This is a genomic window from Cupriavidus sp. 21MJTG02-4, from assembly GCF_057798975.1.
Genome location: NZ_JBYOJP010000013.1, coordinates 139,744 through 156,021, shown reverse-complemented (window position 1 = coordinate 156,021; position 16,278 = coordinate 139,744). Strand labels below are relative to the sequence as shown.

Sequence of the window (16,278 nt, the reverse complement as noted above, 5' to 3'; positions counted from 1 at the left end):
GGGGCTGTTTCCGTCTGGGTTCAGCCCGGTGCGTCGGTGCCGGCTTCGAGCTGGTAGAGCCAGGCCAGCAGCTCCGCGATGGCCACGTAAAGCTGCGGGGGGATGTGGCTGTCCAGGTCAACCTGCATCAACAGGTTCACAAGCGTGGGCGAGCCGTGTACGTAGATTCCGGCTTCCTTTGCCCGGGCGATGATGGCCTCGGCCACTACGCCATAGCCCTTGGCGACGACGCGCGGTGCCTTGTCGTCCGTCTGGTAGGACAACGCAATGGCGGCGCCGCGCCCCGGATCGGCTTCACTCATGGCGTACCTCCGGTGTCCATGTTGTCACGTGTTTCCACGTTCAGTCGCTGGAGCACGATGCCCTGTGCTTCGAGCTGGCCGCGCAACTGCGGCCGTGCCTCGATGAATCGTGCGGCAACATCGGTCTCGGCCGTCGCCAGGCGCGCTTCCAGACCGTTCGGTCCCAGAGTCAGCACGGCCTCCACGGCTCCAAGATTCGGCAGTTGCAGCCGCAGGCGGCTGGACCACTGGCGGGCGGCATCCGACGCATCCTGTCCGGCGGTGCCGTCGTCCCGGCGCGTGATGTCCCATTCCATCGGCGTGCCGGGCCAGGCTTCACCGGCGAAGCGAAACTGCTGGGTCGCCAGCAGTTCGAGCTGCTGGCGCACGGTGGCCTCGGTGGACGGGTGAATGGCAGGGTCTTGGGGTGCTTGCTGCTGGGCGGCCCCGGTGCCGGCGCCAAGGTCCATCAGCATACTGTGTCGCGGCGCCGCGGCCTGCGCCGGTGCGCGCGCGGCATTGGCAGTGGCCTGGTAGGCCTGCGTGGCGACCGAGCCGGCGGAGGGCCGCGACGGCATGCCGTCCGCCGGTGATGCGTCCTTGCTGTAAGAGGCATGCGAACCCATTCCCTGGCGCACGCCCTGTTCCGCCGGCGCGTGGCTATGGGCGACACGCGGGTTGCCCGGTGCCGCGAGCGCTTCGGCGAGCAGTTGCGATGCGGGAATGGTCGGGCCGGGTGCGCGCGGCAGATCCGGCGGTGTCGAACCGCTGCTGCCTGACGGGCCGCTGTAAGTCAGCAGCGGTGCATCTGGCCCGGCTTTGGCGCCCGGCGGCAGGAACGGTGCGTTGGGCTGGGCCGGTTGGCCGAGCGGCGCTTGCGGCTGCTGCCGGATGCTGGCCAGCGGGCGCGCACCCGCGACCCATTGTGCTAGGTGCGATTCGTAGAACAGTCCGCTCTCGTCCACCAGAGTGGCCAGTGCGGTCGCCACGGCGGCGCTGTTGCCCGTCGTCGGCGGTGCCGGCAGCACGGGGCCGGCCGAGCGCAGGGGCTGGGGAGGCGTGCCATCCATCAGCGTCAGGATCGCGCGCGCGGCAAAGCTGAGGGACTCGCGCGTGGAGGCGCCCGGCAGCAGCGTGTTCTGGCCAGGCTGGGCGTTGGCGGCCCTGGCTGCCTGGCTGTTGCGGATGGCCTGGTCGGTCGAGTTCTGCACGCCCGTTTCGGACGCGTCCAGCACGGGCTGGAGCAGCGCGACCTTGTCGAGCGTGGAGAGACCCGCGCGCAGTTGCTGCGGATCGAGCGTCTGGGCGGAAGTCAGCCCGGGAGGGAGATGGATGCCGGTCATCGGGCCGGGACAGACGATGAGGCGGGCACCGGGGCCCGCCAGTCAGGACCTTACGCGGTCGCGCCGTAGGCGGCCGACAGCTCGAACTGGCGGCGCGAGCTGGTCAGCAGGCTGCCGATGCGCTGGAGCTGTGGCATCGCCAGGTCGCGGATGCGTGCGTCGTAGGTCAGGATGCGGTCCAGCAGCTGGTAGCGGCGCATGCGCTCGGCGTCGGAGAACGGGGCTTCGTGGTCGAGCTGGCGCAGCCGGTCGACCAGTGCCAGGTAGCCACGCTGCTGCTCGGTGACGGTATCCCAGTCCGCGGCCTGCGCTGCTTCGAACATGCGGCCCGACAGCACGAGGATTTCCTCGTAGCAGGTGACGATGGGGGAGAAGTGAGTCATCTCAGTTGCCTTGCAGGGCAGTTTGGTGGTCCGCCTGCTGTGCCGGTTCGTCGATCTGTGCCCATGCGGAGGCCAGATTCTCGAGCAGTGCATCGACTTCGTTGAGCAGCGTCGCGTCGCTGCGCAGGTTGGCCAGCATCAGCCGGCGCACCATGTATTCGTACAGGGATTCCAGGTTGGCGGAAATCTCGCCGCCGGCCTCATGGTCCAGCACTGCGCGCAGCCCGTTGTCGATGATCTCGATTGCCTTGGAAATGGCGTTGCCCTTCGCCACGATCTCGCCGGCTTCCATGTGGAACTTCGCCCGTGCAATGGCGGCGCGAGCGCCGTCATACAGCATCGTGATCAGCTTGTGCGGACTGGCGCTCATGGCGCCGGTCTGGACGCCTACCTGGGCGTAGGCGTTGATGGCTTGGCGGGCGAACATGGATTGGCTCCGGGTAAGGCGGTTACTTGCTCGAGTTGGTCAGCGCGTTGAACTGCTGCGTCAGGTAGCTGCTGGTGCGGTTCATCTGGCTGACCAGCAGGTCGAGCTGGGTGAACTGGGCCTTGTAGCGGTCCATCGTGGCGGTGATGCGGTCCTGCGTGCTGTTGTAGTTCTTTTCCAGGTCTTTCAACGTCTGCGTGATGCCGTCCTGGGCATTCTTGAGCGTGCCGTTGGTCTGGGTCAGCCCGTCGACATAGTCGCTCACCCGCTTGCCGATGCCACCGGTGTCCGTCGTGCTCGAAAACATGGCGGTGACACCGCCAAGGTTGGTATTGAGCGCCTTGGTCAGCTTGGTATCGTCGACGGACATGGTGCCTGCCTTGGCGTCGAACTTGATGCCAATGTCCGCCAGCGTGATGGTGCCGCCGTTGCCGTCCGGCATGGCGCCGCCAAGCATTGAGCGCAGGCGCTGCTGGATCGAGCGCAGCGTGCTGTCGCCGGTCAGCGCGGCAGACGTTTTTGCTGTCGTGTCGAACGCCGTCAGCGTCTGGGCCGTGCTCTGGATGTTGTTGTACGCCGTGACGAATGCCTGGATTGACGACTTGATGGAATCGTTGTCACGCGTGATCGTCAGTGACGTGGTGCCGGTCTTGGTCAGGCTCATCGTCACGCCCTGCGCGGCGTCGACCACGGTATTGCTCTGGCTCACGACGTCGATGCCGTTGATCTTCAGCGTGGCATTGGCCGGTGGAACCTTTTGCTCCATGGCATTGCCGGTAGCCGTCGGGGCCGGATCAAAGGCAACCAGGTTGTTCAGCTCGGTGGTTGCCGACGATACGCGCATGGTGGCCTGCGTGCCGGTCTTGTCCGAGGTCAGGACCAGGCGGTAAGGCGTGCTGCTGCCATCATTGATGATGCTTGCCGTGACGCCGATGCCGGCCTTGTTGACGGCATCTCGGATATCCGCCAACGAGGCGTTGGCGGCAATGGTGATCTTTTTCGTGCTCGTCGGCGTGGCCGTTGCGTCGGCGGCCAGCGCCTCGCCGAAATCGAACACGATATCGCCTCCACTGCCTGCGATCGCCGTCTTCTGGTCCGCAACCCCGCCGCTGACCAGCGACTGGGCCGTCGCGAGCGTACCGACGGTGATGCTGTAGTTGCCGGGAACTGCATTGGAGGCCGTAGATACTGACATGAGGTCCGTTGAACCCACGGTCGCCTTGACGGCGGCAAAAGTGGTCGCGTCGGCGAGCTTCTTGGCGGCGGCCTGGTAGGCGCTTACCACGCTCTGTACCTGGCCGAATGCTGACAGCTTGGCCTGGTAGCTCTTAGCCTGCGCGTTGATGGCATCGAGAGGAGCTTGCTCGGCAGTTTGCAACTGGGAAAGCAGGGTGTTCAGATCCAGATTGGAGCCAACGCCGAGGGAGGAGATCGATGCCATTTTTTATTACCTCTTCTTCAACTGATGTTGCTTTGAGTAGTGGCCGCGCTCATACGGCCTGGCTGACGAACAGCCCTTGCAGCTTGTCCATGGCGCGCGCAATCCGCAGGACTTCTACGGTGGGCATCTGCCGGATCAGTTCTCCAGTTTCCTTGTCGACTACCTTGGTGATGACGCGGTGAGTGATGTCGTCAATTTCGAAGCGAAGACTGATTGACGTGGATTTCAGCGCGTCTACCAATTCCCCAACTGCTGCTGACGTCGCGGCGGGTACGCCGGAAACTTTCGTACGCGCGGCATCGGGCTTGCCGGCACCACCGCGCGTCTGGGTGTCTGCCCCAACCGGTGTGGCAGTGGCGCCTGTGGACACTTCGGATGGCAGCCGCACTGCGATCGGGGTCACTATCGGGGAAGACGCCATGGCTTGCTCCGTACGGTTTGGCGTGGTTCAACGTCGGAAAGAAACGCTTTGCAGGCAGTGGTCTGCCTGCAAAACGCTCCCGGCAAAAAAGGCCAGGCCTTGCGGCCCAGCCCTTTTTGCCAGCGCAGTTGCGATTAACGCAGCAGCGACAGCACGCCTTGGGTGGTCTGGTTGGCTTGCGCCAGAACCGACGTACCAGCTTGTTGCAGGATGTTCGCGCGGGTCATGTTCGACACTTCCGTTGCGTAGTCAGCGTCCTGAATGCGCGAACGCGAGGACGACAGGTTGGTCACGGTCGTGCCGAGGTTGGCGATGGCCGAGTCGAAGCGGTTCTGCACGGCACCCAGCGAGCTGCGCAGGTCGTCCACTTTCTTCAGGGCCGCGTCGATCTTGGCCAGCGGGTTGTTCGAAGCGGCGCCCGTGAATTGAGCGGTCGGGGTAGCGGTGCTCAGTTCGATAGTGGCAGGTGTCGTGTCGGTCACGGTGGTGCTGGCGCTGTTGGCGATAGAGGCTGCACTCGCGTCGTAGTTCTTGCCCTGAACCGTCACGTAGCCGGTGGCCACGCCGTTGGAGTCCACGCCGACCTTGACATACTGGTTCGCCAACGTCACGGCACTGGTTACGCCATTGTCCGTATCCGTGAAGTTGACCTGCGCGGTGTTGAGGTTAACTTTGCCGCTAGCATCGTCCACCGAGACGGCGTAGTAGTCTTTGCCCGACTGAACCACGTATTGGTTCGTAGCCGCGCCCGTTTTATCCTGCACGTTGCGCAGCGTCAGGTCGCTGGCGTTCACCTTCAGGGCCGCGGCGACGGACGACATATCGACAGTCTTCGGGGCTGCGCCCAGGTTGGTCTGCGTGATAGGCGCGCTGGTCGGCAGCGAGTTGCTGGACACAGAGAAGCCCGACAGGCCGAGCGACGAAGAGTCGATCTGTTGCAGGCCGATGCTGATCGTTTCGCCGTCGTTGGCGCCAACCTGGATCGTCAGCGGCTTGGCGCTGCTCGACAGGACCTTCACGCCGTTGAAGTCGGTCTGTTGCGACGTACGATCGATTTCAGCCAGGCGTTGGGTAATTTCGTCCTGGATCGACTTCAGGTCCGAACCCGAGTTCGAGCCATTGGCAGCCTGCACGCTCAGTTCACGGATACGCTGCAGGTTATTGTTGACTTCGGTCAGCGCGCCTTCGGTGGTCTGCGCCAGCGAGATACCATCATTGGCGTTACGCTGGGCTTGGGTCAGGCCCTTGATGTTGGAGGTGAAACGGTTCGCAATGGCTTGGCCAGCGGCGTCGTCCTTGGCGCTGTTGATGCGCAGGCCCGACGACAGGCGTTGAATCGCGGTGTTCAGCGACGATTGCGAAGCGGTCAGGTTGTTCTGAGTCATCAGAGACAACGAGTTGGTGTTAATGACTTGTGCCATTTACGACTCCTGTAAGCAATATATTGGGCATTCCGGCAGTTGCCGTAACGTTGGCTGCCTGCTTTGCAGGGCGTAGAGTGCCTCCGTTGTTTGGGTTATCGACAGGCGTCGCGAAAGGTTTAGAGTGACTTTTTCGGGGATTGCGACAGGAGCGTTGCGATGGCTTGCCTTCCGCGCGGTGCGGAAGACCGAGGGCCTGCCGGCCGATGCCTCAACGCCGCCGCTTGCGCGGCATATAGATAGGCATGAAATCCGGCGACGGATCCGGTTGCGGGGCAGGCAGGGCTTCGCCGCCAGCGCTGGCAGGCGTGATCATGGCAATCGCGTGCTTGTACACCGCGATCGGCTTGCGGTCGTCCAGGTCCTTGCCAAGCACCAGCACATATTCGTCCACGGCGATCGCGATGCCTTGCAGCCGGGTCCCGTTGCACAGGTGCACGACAAGCGGCGCCCGGCTGACGGCATGGAGCGACAGTTGCTGGTCCTGCAGTTTCTGGCCGCTTCGCGGGGGCCTGGTTTCCTTCTTCACGACGACTCCGGAAGAGCCCGCAAGGGTTCTGGCGGCTGATGGCGGTCCGCCGACCGGTACCCTCAGGAAGTATGGTCCGGTCAGCGAGATGGGCGAAACATTCGCGCTCGATACCGGTGCAGGGACGGGCCGCGTGGACAGGATCCGGTAAGAGATCGTTGTCTTCCGCGCGCTTGCCGGCACCGGGTGCAGCCAGGTGAGAAGGGGAATACTTCAGGGGCGAGGGTAACAAATTTCTACAAAGACCGACGGAACGGGCGTTGTCGAGGAATTAGAGGTTTTGCTCTAAACGGTAAGTTGTCGGTACGCCGTTCTTTAGGTAGGGGCCTGTCGACCACCGGTCGACAGGCAGCCTTGGCATTCCAGAAATGCTGATGAGCTCTGAAGGCGGGAATAAGTGAATGCTGACATGTCAATCAAGCGGTCTGATGGATGCGCGCAATGCTGTGCTGATAAAGTGCGGCATAAGACTCATGCAGCCTCGGCTTGACTGATAGAAGCAGGATTTACACCTCATGTAAGCAGGTTTATATTCATGCCAGAGCTAACTGGCTCTGAAGCAGTCCTGGAAAGCCTACGAGCACCCCGCGCGTGGGCTTCTTTTTTTGGCCCGCGTCGAACTGGCTGCGCCCCTCGGCGCACCGCAGCCATGTGGCCATCGGGATGCCTGGCAGGATTAAAAGGCACACGCCGGCCGCGCCATCGGAAGAAATGCGGGGACTTTTCCCGCCAATTCCAAATTCCCTTCAAGAAGTGTTCGGTCATCGCCGATAGGCAGCCGTGCGCCGGTTGCCAGCGGCAACGATCCCGTGCGCGCTCGACAAGAACATTGATCTAGGAATGTCCGGAGGGAGTGAGATGGCCTGGTTGCGAAATCTCGGCATAGGGACCCGCCTGTCCCTGGCCTTTACGCTGGTGGTGCTGCTCCTGATCGGCGTCGCTGTCTATGGCGTGACATCGCTGGCGGGCATGAATGCCTCCATGCACATGACCGTGGAGGGACGCCTGCTCAAGGTCATCGACCTTGGCCACGTCAAGGAGAACGCGCTGGAAATCGGCGTGATGGTGCGTGATGCCGCTCTCACCGAAGACGCTGCGCTGGTCCAGCGCAATACGCAGCGCATCGAAGGCATGCGCAAGGACATGGGCAGCACGCTCGACGCGCTGGGCAAGCTGATCGCGGCTTCCGGCCGACCCGACCTGCAGAAGACCTTTTCCGATCTCAACACCGCGCGCGAGACGTACAACGGCCAGCTCGACATGGTCCTGCGCCAGCTGGGCTCGGGCGAGTTTACCGGCGCGCGCTCGGCGCTCGTGGCGACCCTTCCTGCCGCGCAAGCGCCGTATTTCGAGAAGCTCGATGAGATCATGGCCGGCGGGCGCAACCTCGCCCTGGCCGCCGTCAAGCAGGCCGACGAAGGCTTTGCCTGGACCCGCAATGTGCTGCTCGGCCTGACCGCACTGGCCGTGCTGCTGGCGGTGGTGATGGGGACGGCGATCACGCGCTCGATCACCGGCCCCGCGCGCGACGCGCTGGAAGCCGCCGAGGCCCTGGCCACCGGCAACCTGCGCCATGCGTTCACCGTGCGCAGCCGCGACGAAATGGGCCGCATGCTGACGGCGCTGGAGCGCGCGTTCCGGCATTTGGCGGCGCTGGTGCATGGCATCCAGCAGGCCTCCGGCTCGATTGACGGGGCCACGCGCGAGATCGCGCGCGGCAACACCGACCTGTCCCAGCGCACGGAGCAGCAGGCCGCTTCGCTGGAGCAGACCGCCGCGTCGATGGAACAGCTCACCTCCACCGTGCGCCAGAACGCCGATAACGCCCGGCAAGCCAACCAGCTCGCGGTCAGTGCGTCCGAGGTGGCCACCGAAGGCGGTCGCGTCGTGCGCGACGTGGTGCAGACCATGGACAGCCTCTCCAAATCGTCCACGCAGGTGGCGGAGATTACCGGCGTCATCGAAAGCATCGCGTTCCAGACCAATATCCTGGCGCTCAATGCCGCAGTGGAGGCCGCGCGCGCGGGCGAGCAGGGCCGGGGTTTCGCGGTCGTGGCGTCCGAGGTCCGCAACCTTGCGCAGCGCTCCTCGGCCGCGGCCAAGGAGATCGCCGGGCTGATCGGCGGCTCGGTGCGACAGGTGCAGGACGGCGCGCGCCAGGCCGAGCAGGCCGGCAGGACGATGGACGACATCGTCGGCGCCGTGCGGCGCGTGACCGACATCATGGGCGAGATTTCCGCGGCCAGCTCGGAGCAGACGTCGGGCATCGAGCAGGTCAGCCTTGCCGTGACGCAAATGGAAAGCATGACGCAGCAGAACGCCGCGCTGGTCGAGCAAGCCGCCGCCGCCGCGGAGAGCCTGATGCAGCAGGCCGGCGGGCTGGTGACCGAGGTGGGCCGCTTCGAGGTGGCCCAAGGCTCGGTGGCAGTACCCAGGCCGTCCGTGGCGGTTCCGGCTCGCCCAATGGAGCCCGCACCGGTGCCGCCGGTGCCGCCGCGGCCGGCGCCGGTCGCGCGCGTCGAATCGGCACGCCCCCGCGCTCCCGCCGTGCCGGCCGCGACGCGTCCGCCGGTGCAGCGCAAGGCCCAGCCCCAACCGGTGCTGGCCAGGCGCCCGGCTTCGCTGCCGGCGACCGAGCGTGCGCCAGTCAGGCGGCAACGCCAGGAACCGGTGCTCAAGTCCGGCGCGCGCCGGATCACGGCGGCCGCCCAGCCGGCGATGGCGGAAAGCGGCGACTGGGAAACCTTCTGATCCGCAGCACCGCACCACACGCCGCGCCGGCGCCCGTCCCTTGCGGGCCGCCGTCGGCGCGGATGTCGCAAAGCGCCTACAATAGCCGCTCTTCCTGATCCTCGAAGCAAGAGCAGGCGGGTCCACCAGGCGCATGCGGCGCCCCGCGCGGCCGCCATGCCTGCCGCCGCTGGTGCCGATGACCGCCGTCCCCCCCCAGCCGCCCCGCGCGGCAGATGCGTCCTCTTCTTCCCCTTCGTCTTCTTCGGCCGCCGCGCCGCAGCCGCCGGTCATGCAGATCCTGTTCGGCTTGATGCTCGCCATCCTGCTTGGCGCGCTCGAACAGTCGATCGTCGCCGTGGTGCTGCCCGAGATTGCCCTGCAGCTGCGCGGCTTCGAAGACATGGCGTGGGTCATTTCGGCCTACCTGGTCGCCTCGACCGTGGCCACGCCGATCTACGGCAAGCTGTCCGACGTGCTGGGCCGGCGCTCGGTCCTGTCCTTCTCGATCGTGCTGTTCCTGCTGGCCTCGGTCGTCTGCGCGCTGGCGCAGACCATGCCGCAGCTGATCGTGGCGCGAATCCTTCAAGGCCTGGGCGGGGGCGGGCTGATCTCGGTATCGCAGGCCGCCATTGCGGACGTGGTGCCGCTGCGCGATCGTGGCCGCTACCAGGGCTATGTGAGCGGCGTGTGGGCCGTGGCCAGCATGGCCGGGCCGGTGATCGGCGGCTACCTCGCCCATTACCTGTCCTGGCGCTGGATCTTCTGGATCAACCTGCCGCTGGCCTTGCTGGCGCTGGTCGTGGTGCGGCGCGCGCTGCGCTTCCTGCCGGCCAGCGGCCGGCGACACCGCATCGATTACCTCGGCGCGCTGCTGTTCGGCGGCGGGCTCAGTGGCGTGCTGGTGTTCCTGACGCGGCTCGGGCAGGGCCATTCGCCGCTGCGCGCCGACTCGCTGGCGCTGCTCGTCGCGGGCCTGGTCGCGCTGGCATTGTTCATCTGGCAGGAGCGCCGCGCGGCCGATCCGGTGATCCCGCTTGCCATGCTGCGCGTGCCGACCGTGGCCATCTGCTGCGCCACGCTGTTCTTCTGCTTTTTCCAGCTGATCGCCATGTCGGTGCTGCTGCCGTTGCGCTTCCAGGTCGTGGGCGGGGCGCAGGCCGACGCCGCGGCCCTGCGGCTGGTACCGCTGACGCTGGCGATTCCGTTTGGCGCCTACGCGGCAGGGCGGGTCATGTCGTGGACCGGCCGCTACAAGCCGCTGCAGATGGCGGGGGCCTCGGTGGCGCCGCTGGCCATCGTGGCGCTGGCCTTTGTCGATCCGGCCTCGGTATGGCTGTGCGTGCCGGTGATGGTGGTCCTGGGGTTCGCGATCGGCCTGCAGTTGCCGAGCGGCCTGGTGGCCACGCAGAACGCCGTGCCGCCCCAGCAGGTGGGGATTGCCACGGCACTGACGTCGTTTTCGCGCATGCTCGGTGGCGCGGTCGGCGTGGCGGTGCTGACCACGGTGCTGATCGCGCTGCTGCGCCACGGCGGCATGGCGGTGACCGACCTGTCGGGCGGCGAAGACGTGCTGATGAGCATGTTCCACCGGGCGCTGGCGGCCGACACGCCGGCGGCAGACGCGGCGGCCGTGCGCGCAGCCGCCGAGCGCGCGTTCCGCCTGCTGTTCCTGATGAGTGCGGCGGTGTCGCTGCTGTCGCCGTTCCTGGTCGCGCGCCTGCGCGAAGCCACGCTGCGCGGCAGTCCTGCCGCGGCCCCGGCCGCGGCCGAATAGCCTGAGGCCGGATCAGGCGGCGCGCGCCACGCGCCGCCGCGCGCGGGCTGCCAGTCCGGCGCCGAGCGCCCAGCGCAGCGTTGGCGCCAGCACGCGCATTCCGGCCAGCGACACGGGACGGCGGATCGACGGGCCATCGAGTTCCAGCATCTGGCGGGCCCAGTCCGGCAACAGCGCAATGCCCGCATGGGCCATCACGCGCACCGCCGGGACCAGCATCGGGTTGGCCACGGGCAGCTTCATCACCAGCCGTGCCACCTCGCGCGTGCGCGCGCCGGCTTCGAGTTGCGGTCGCATGGCTTCGAGATAGGCGGCCACCGCCGCGCGCGAGCGCGGGACGCCCGTGGCGCCCAGCAGCTCGGCGACCTGTGCGACCTCGTTGTAGTAGCGGTCCTGTTCGGCTTCACTGAGCGGCCCCACGTAGCGCAGGTACCCGGCCAGGAAACTGGACACTTCCGCCACGTGCACCCATGTCAGCAGCGCCGGGTCGTCAGCGGCATAGGGCCGGCCGTCCGGCGCGCTGCCGCGGACGTGCGCGTGGATGCGCCGCACGCGGTCGATCAGCGACATGGCGTCCGCGCGGCTGCCGTAGGTGGTGCCCGCGATGAACTGCGCGGTACGCCCCAGCCGGCCCTGCATATCGGCGCGAAACGTCGAATGGTCCCAGACGCCGGCCAGTGCGAGCGGGTGCAGCGTCTGCAACAACAAGGCACTGACGCCGCCGGCCAGCATGGCCGGGAAATCGGCATGCACGCGCCAGCAGACCGCGTCCGGGCCAAACAGCCCCGGGTCGCCGGGTGGATTGTCGTAGTCCAGTGTCAGCCCCGAGTTGCTGCGCGTGAGGGCGCGCACCTGCGCGCCGGCCGAGGTGCGCACGCGTTTGGCAATGCGGTCGAGAAACTGGCCCTGGCGGCGAGCGGCCGCCGGATCGGTGGAAGCTGGCAAAGGTGGATGAATACGTGGCGAGTCCCGGTCAGGATACACGGGACGGTGCGCAGATGCCGGCCCTGGCGGCGCCACGGCCTTGGGCACGGCAACAAAAAGGGCCGGAACTCCGAAGAACTCCGGCCCCGCTGTTTCGGCGCCTCAATGGCGCCGCTCAGCCGTCATTGAGCCGTCATTGCTGGCGACCACCCGACGATCCACTACCCGATCCGCCTTGTCCCTGCTGATGGCCTTGCTGATGACCTTGCTGCGAGCCCTTGCCGCTTTCCTGCTGCTGCTGGCCCGAACCCCGGTCCTGGTTACCCATTTGTCCGCCGCCAGACTGTCCGCCGCCTGAGCGCTGGCCGCTCTGGTTGGAACCCTGCTGGCCACTGCGCTGGCCGCCTTGCGACTGTTCTTGCTGTCGCTGGCCCTGGCCTTGTTGGCCCTGTTGGGATTGCCCCGGCTGCTGTTGCTGTCCCATCACTCTCTCCATGGACGCGGCGAACTGCCGCGTGGTGCTTGTCGCAAGCCATATGCCAGGGCCGCCCCGCACGCCCCATGGCGGGATTCCGGTGGTCGGCCGTGACGGTTTCACTTCGGATTTACAAAGCCTTGTCGCGATTTACACAGCCGCAGGCCGGTTGGGCAGCCAACACCGCACATTGCGCCAGCGGCCATCCAGCCCTGGGCGGGTACGGGGATTGCGGATGACTACATCGTGGACTGCCCACGCCGCGGCGCACTCGGCGCGCGCGCGGGCCATGCGAGTTAACCGCCAAGGAGGAAACCATGCGACCCAGCCGACCTACTGCTTCGATCCTGCGCAAGGCTTGTCTGGCGGCAGCACTGGCCGCCGCCGCAGGCAGCGTTTTCGCGCTGGATGCCGGCGGCTTCATGCGCACGGCCGTCGACACGGGCACGACGACCGCGCCCGCCAATTCCGCGCCTGGCATGCCGGGCCGCGCCGAGATCAACCGCGATACGGCACCCCCGCCGAGCCATGACGCGGGCGCCGCCACGGCCAAGCAGGCCGTCTCCGACAGCACCATCACCACCAAGATCAAGACCAAGCTGCTGTCGACCAAGGACCTGAAGTCGACGGGCATTCACGTGAAGACCAAGGATGGCACGGTCAGCGTGAGCGGAACCGTGCCAAGCCAGGAACAGCACGACATGGCGTTGCAGACCATCCGCGGGGTGGAAGGCGTGATGTCCGTCAACGACACCCTGAAGGTGTCGTCGCGCTGAATGGCTCGTGCCCCGGTGCATGACTGCCGGGCCCTGACGCGTGACGCAGGGCCCGGCTTCTTCCACGCCAGCTAACGCCAGGCGCTATCGGGTCTCGCCGGCCGCACGGGCAGCAGGGCGGCTACGCTTGCTTGCGTCGCGCCGTGCTCCGGGCGGATGACGTTTTGCCCGCAGCGGCATGGGTGGAGCGCTTGGCCGATGCCCGGCTGCCGGCTGCGCGCCTGGCGGGCGCCGCATGTTTCTTTGCGGGCGCACGGCTGCTCTTGCCCTTGGCCTTGCGCGGCGCTTCGTCTTCCTCCGGCTCGGTCTTGTCCGTGCCGCGCTTGCCGTGGTGATCCAGGCTCTTCTTGAGCAGCGCCACCATGTCGATGACCTTGGCACCCTGGCGCGGGGCTTCCTCTTCTTCGGCGGCGGGCGTGAGCTGATGGGTCTTGCCCGATTCGATTTTCTCGTCGATGCGGGCCATGAGATCGTCGCGATAGGTGTCGCGATATTGCTCTGGCGACCACGCCTCGCTCATGTCCTCGACCAGCTTGACGGCCATCTCGATCTCGCGCGCATGGGCGCCGCTTCCCTTTGCGCCGGAGGTCTTCGGAAGCTTGAGGTCCGAGATCGGCAGCACCTCGTCGGCGAAGCGCATGGTGTTGAGCACCAGCGCGCCCTCCTGGACCAGCATGGCGGCCAGGTGCTGCCGGTTGCGCAGCACCACCATCGCCAGCGCGGCGCGCCCGGTGCGGCGCATGGTTTCCAGCAGCAGCGCGTAGCCGCGCTCTCCACGCTTGTCGGGCTCCAGGTAATAGGGCGTGTCGAAGTAGTAAGGCGGAATCTCGTCGGCCTGCACAAAGCTGACGATATCCACGGTCTGCGTGGCTTCGACATTGGCCTGCCGGAAGTCCTCGTCGCTCAGCAATACGTATTCGTCCTTCTCGTACTGATAGCCCTTGACGATGTGTTCCTTGTCGACCGGCTTGCCCGTGCTCTTGTTGATGCGCTGGTAGCCCACCGGTGCCATGTCGCGTACGTCCAGCAGGTCAAGGTCGAGCGACTGGCTGCGCGAAGCGGGCCGCAGCACGACCGGGATATTGACCAGGCCGAAGGTGATGGCGCCCTTCCAGATGATGCGTGACACGATGCGTCTCCTTGCGTCATGGGCTGGCCCGCTGCGGCGGCGGAGGCGGCTGGTCGCCCGGCGGCGGATCGACGACCGGCTCGGGCGCGCCCGGTGGCGGTTCCGGTGGCGGGACTTCCGGCTTGTGCGAGGGGGTGTCGGGGTCGGGGGTGGTATGCATGGTTCGGAACTCCGGTAAATCGGTGAGGCGCGTTGGGTCGCGCCGGATCGCGTGGCTCGCGTTGAGTCCGCGTCAGTCGCCAGGCTCATCGAACAGCCGGGTCAGGGACTCCAGGCTGGCCGGCTTGACCAGATGGCGGTCGAAGCCCGCTTCCAGCGCACGGCGGCGGTCCTCCGGCCGTCCGTAGCCGGTCAGCGCCACCAGCGTGGCGCCGCGCATCTCGGGCAGGGCACGCAGCCTGCGGGCGGTTTCAAAGCCGTCCATGGTCGGCATGCCCAGGTCAAGCAGTACCACCTCGGGCTTGACTTCGGGCGCCCGCGCGACCGCGCTCTCGCCATCGGCCGCGGTGACCACGGTGTGTCCCAGCGCCCGCAGGGTCATGCTCATTGCTTCGAGCGCATCGGTGTTGTCATCGACCACCATGATCACGCGCGGCGGTCCGGATGGCCGCTGTGCCACGGTGTCCGCCGGATGCCAGTTCTGCCACGGCTCGATCGGGAGCTCGACGATAAAGGTGCTGCCTTCGCCCGGCCCCGGGCTCTCGGCGCGAACGCGCCCGCCATGCAGCCGCACGAGTTGCTGCACCAGCGTCAGGCCGATACCCGGACCTTCGGGCACGGCAAGCTGCGCGCCGTCGGCATCGGGTTCGCCGTCGAATGGGTCGGTATCGCTGGCCACGGTTCCGGGCTCCGCCGGCGCCAGCGGGTCGAACAGCAAACGCTGCAAGGTCTGGGTCAGGCCCATGCCGTTGTCGTGGACGCGGACGGCGACGCGTCCATCCGCCGTCGTGGCATCGATGCGGATCTGGCCGCCGGCCGGCGTATAGGCGGCCGCGTTATGCAGCAGGTTGCTGAAGATCTGGGTGAGCCGGACCATGTCGCCGCGCACCGGCAGCGGCTGTTCCGGCAGGGCCAGCCGCAGCGTGTGCTGCTGGGCTTCCAGGAGCGGCCTCACGGCTTCGACCGCGGTGTTGAGCGCACCGCGCAGTTCCACGAGGTCCTGCCGCAATGTGATCGTTCCGCGGTTGAAGCGGGAGATGTCGAGCAGATCGTCCACCAGTTGCGACAGGTGCCTGAGCTGGCGCCCGATCACGTCGCGTGCGCGGAACGTGTCCGCCGGGGTGGGGGTGGGCTGCTGCAGCAAGTCCACGGCGCTGCGCATCGGCGCGAGCGGGTTGCGCAGTTCGTGCGCGAGCATGGCCAGGAACTGTTCCTTGCGACGCTCTTCGCCGAGCAGCGCCCGGCGCGCACGGTTCTGCGTGGTCACGTCCTGGCAGGTGCCGGCCACGCGCAGGACAGTGGCGTCGCTGCCGCGCATCGGCAAGGCGCGGGCGCGGATCTCGCGGATGCTGCCGTCGGTGCGCATGAGCTGGAATTCGATATCGAGCTGGCCGTCCTCCAGCATGCTGGCGAACGCCTGCGCCACGCGGGCCCGATCGGCCGGCGCCACGCGCGTCAGGCAACACTGCGGATCTTCGAGTATCTTCTCGGTCGGCTGGCCACACAGGTCCTCAAAACGCGGGCTGACGAACAGCAGGCGCCGGTCGCGCGCGTCGAGCAGCCAGACCACGTCGACCAGTGATTCGGCGAGCTGGCGGAACATGTCCTCATTGTCGTGCAGCGCCTGGCTGGTGCGATGGAAGGCATCTTCGGCCCGGCGCAGGCGCAGCAGCGAGTCGATGCTGGCCACCAGTTCCTCGGGCTCGGCCGGCTCGGCGATAAAGCTGTCCGCGCCACATTCGAGCGCCTGCACGCGTTGCGACGAAGAGGCGAGCGCAGAGGACGTCAGCAGGATCGGCATATGAGCCAGGTTGGAATCGGCCTTCAGCAGGCGGCAGACATCGAGGCCGCTGATATCGGGCAGCTGGAGCGCCAGCAACACCAGCGCGGGCGCATGCTGGCGCGCCAGCGAGAGTGCCGCCTGGCCGGTCGACGCCTCGATCACCGAGAAGCCGGCGCGCTGCAGGATGCTGCTTTTCACATAGCGCGGGCCTTCGCCGTCTTCCACATTCAGGATCAGGCGGCCTTGTCGGGCTGCGCTCGCGTTCATGGCCTGAACCCC

15 protein-coding genes are annotated in these 16,278 nt (G+C 66.7%); 3 read left to right on the top strand and 12 right to left on the bottom strand.

Annotation, left to right across the window (positions count from 1 at the left end):
• Positions 1-20: 20 nt before the first annotated feature.
• From AC3FKH_RS24010 to AC3FKH_RS23975, 8 genes are all read right to left on the bottom strand, one after another.
• Positions 21-302 (bottom strand): EscU/YscU/HrcU family type III secretion system export apparatus switch protein, encoded by a 282-nt coding sequence (locus AC3FKH_RS24010; protein WP_488678285.1) that lies wholly within the window; start codon positions 300-302, stop codon positions 21-23.
• Positions 299-1,624, bottom strand: coding sequence for a flagellar hook-length control protein FliK (gene fliK / locus AC3FKH_RS24005; RefSeq protein WP_488678284.1), 1,326 nt, complete (start codon positions 1,622-1,624; stop codon positions 299-301). The genes AC3FKH_RS24010 and fliK overlap by 4 nt, the downstream gene beginning before the upstream one ends.
• A gap of 50 nt (positions 1,625-1,674) precedes the next feature.
• Positions 1,675-2,007 (bottom strand): flagellar protein FliT, encoded by a 333-nt coding sequence (locus AC3FKH_RS24000; RefSeq protein ID WP_488678283.1) that lies wholly within the window; start codon positions 2,005-2,007, stop codon positions 1,675-1,677.
• Between the two features lies 1 nt (position 2,008).
• Positions 2,009-2,434, bottom strand: a complete 426-nt coding sequence (fliS, locus tag AC3FKH_RS23995; RefSeq protein WP_488678282.1) for a flagellar export chaperone FliS — start codon at positions 2,432-2,434, stop codon at positions 2,009-2,011.
• Between the two features lie 22 nt (positions 2,435-2,456).
• Positions 2,457-3,875, bottom strand: a complete 1,419-nt coding sequence (fliD, locus tag AC3FKH_RS23990) for a flagellar filament capping protein FliD (RefSeq protein WP_488678281.1) — start codon at positions 3,873-3,875, stop codon at positions 2,457-2,459.
• A 49-nt stretch (positions 3,876-3,924) separates the two neighbouring features.
• Positions 3,925-4,296 carry a flagellar protein FlaG gene (locus AC3FKH_RS23985; protein ID WP_488678280.1) on the bottom strand — a complete coding sequence of 124 codons (372 nt, stop codon included), beginning with the start codon at positions 4,294-4,296 and terminating at the stop codon, positions 3,925-3,927.
• A 134-nt stretch (positions 4,297-4,430) separates the two neighbouring features.
• Complete coding sequence (locus AC3FKH_RS23980) at positions 4,431-5,717, bottom strand: FliC/FljB family flagellin (RefSeq protein ID WP_488678279.1); 1,287 nt, start codon at positions 5,715-5,717, stop codon at positions 4,431-4,433.
• A 211-nt stretch (positions 5,718-5,928) separates the two neighbouring features.
• Positions 5,929-6,246 (bottom strand): RNA chaperone Hfq, encoded by a 318-nt coding sequence (locus AC3FKH_RS23975; RefSeq protein WP_488678278.1) that lies wholly within the window; start codon positions 6,244-6,246, stop codon positions 5,929-5,931.
• A gap of 858 nt (positions 6,247-7,104) precedes the next feature.
• On the opposite strand from AC3FKH_RS23975, the gene AC3FKH_RS23970 reads away from it, so the two are divergent.
• Together AC3FKH_RS23970 and AC3FKH_RS23965 are read left to right on the top strand one after the other, a co-directional pair.
• Positions 7,105-8,997 carry a methyl-accepting chemotaxis protein gene (locus tag AC3FKH_RS23970; RefSeq protein ID WP_488678277.1) on the top strand — a complete coding sequence of 631 codons (1,893 nt, stop codon included), beginning with the start codon at positions 7,105-7,107 and terminating at the stop codon, positions 8,995-8,997.
• Between the two features lie 271 nt (positions 8,998-9,268).
• A complete protein-coding gene (locus AC3FKH_RS23965) occupies positions 9,269-10,753 on the top strand; it encodes an MDR family MFS transporter (RefSeq protein WP_488678276.1) in 1,485 nt (494 codons plus the stop codon).
• Positions 10,754-10,765: 12 nt separating this feature from the next.
• Here AC3FKH_RS23965 and AC3FKH_RS23960 read toward each other — a convergent pair whose 3' ends face one another.
• Positions 10,766-11,698: an oxygenase MpaB family protein gene (locus AC3FKH_RS23960; protein WP_488678275.1), complete on the bottom strand. Its 933-nt coding sequence runs from the start codon at positions 11,696-11,698 to the stop codon at positions 10,766-10,768.
• A gap of 172 nt (positions 11,699-11,870) precedes the next feature.
• On the bottom strand, positions 11,871-12,161 hold the full coding sequence (locus tag AC3FKH_RS23955) for a hypothetical protein (protein ID WP_488678274.1): 291 nt from the start codon (positions 12,159-12,161) through the stop codon (positions 11,871-11,873).
• Positions 12,162-12,469: 308 nt separating this feature from the next.
• Between AC3FKH_RS23955 and AC3FKH_RS23950 the strand changes: the two genes are divergently transcribed.
• Positions 12,470-12,928 carry a BON domain-containing protein gene (locus tag AC3FKH_RS23950; RefSeq protein WP_488678273.1) on the top strand — a complete coding sequence of 153 codons (459 nt, stop codon included), beginning with the start codon at positions 12,470-12,472 and terminating at the stop codon, positions 12,926-12,928.
• Between the two features lie 121 nt (positions 12,929-13,049).
• Here the strand turns inward: AC3FKH_RS23950 and ku are convergent, their stop codons facing one another.
• Together ku and AC3FKH_RS23940 are read right to left on the bottom strand one after the other, a co-directional pair.
• The gene (gene ku / locus AC3FKH_RS23945) at positions 13,050-14,057 is read right to left on the bottom strand and encodes a non-homologous end joining protein Ku (protein ID WP_488678272.1); all 1,008 of its coding nucleotides are present in this window, start codon (positions 14,055-14,057) and stop codon (positions 13,050-13,052) included.
• 232 nt (positions 14,058-14,289) lie between these two features.
• Positions 14,290-16,266: a hybrid sensor histidine kinase/response regulator gene (locus tag AC3FKH_RS23940; protein ID WP_488678271.1), complete on the bottom strand. Its 1,977-nt coding sequence runs from the start codon at positions 16,264-16,266 to the stop codon at positions 14,290-14,292.
• Positions 16,267-16,278 lie beyond the last annotated feature (12 nt).

What these genes read in the sequence shown, in the direction of transcription:
- AC3FKH_RS23985 (WP_488678280.1), bottom strand. Translation starts at nt 4,296, where the DNA reads ATGGCGTCTTCCCCGATAGTGACCCCGATCGCAGTGCGGCTGCCATCC.
- AC3FKH_RS23970 (WP_488678277.1), top strand. Translation starts at nt 7,105, where the DNA reads ATGGCCTGGTTGCGAAATCTCGGCATAGGGACCCGCCTGTCCCTGGCC.
- AC3FKH_RS23950 (WP_488678273.1), top strand. Translation starts at nt 12,470, where the DNA reads ATGCGACCCAGCCGACCTACTGCTTCGATCCTGCGCAAGGCTTGTCTG.
- AC3FKH_RS24000 (WP_488678283.1), bottom strand. Translation starts at nt 2,007, where the DNA reads ATGACTCACTTCTCCCCCATCGTCACCTGCTACGAGGAAATCCTCGTG.
- fliK (WP_488678284.1), bottom strand. Translation starts at nt 1,624, where the DNA reads ATGACCGGCATCCATCTCCCTCCCGGGCTGACTTCCGCCCAGACGCTC.
- AC3FKH_RS24010 (WP_488678285.1), bottom strand. Translation starts at nt 302, where the DNA reads ATGAGTGAAGCCGATCCGGGGCGCGGCGCCGCCATTGCGTTGTCCTAC.
- AC3FKH_RS23965 (WP_488678276.1), top strand. Translation starts at nt 9,269, where the DNA reads ATGCAGATCCTGTTCGGCTTGATGCTCGCCATCCTGCTTGGCGCGCTC.
- fliS (WP_488678282.1), bottom strand. Translation starts at nt 2,434, where the DNA reads ATGTTCGCCCGCCAAGCCATCAACGCCTACGCCCAGGTAGGCGTCCAG.
- AC3FKH_RS23980 (WP_488678279.1), bottom strand. Translation starts at nt 5,717, where the DNA reads ATGGCACAAGTCATTAACACCAACTCGTTGTCTCTGATGACTCAGAAC.
- AC3FKH_RS23955 (WP_488678274.1), bottom strand. Translation starts at nt 12,161, where the DNA reads ATGGGACAGCAACAGCAGCCGGGGCAATCCCAACAGGGCCAACAAGGC.
- AC3FKH_RS23940 (WP_488678271.1), bottom strand. Translation starts at nt 16,266, where the DNA reads ATGAACGCGAGCGCAGCCCGACAAGGCCGCCTGATCCTGAATGTGGAA.
- fliD (WP_488678281.1), bottom strand. Translation starts at nt 3,875, where the DNA reads ATGGCATCGATCTCCTCCCTCGGCGTTGGCTCCAATCTGGATCTGAAC.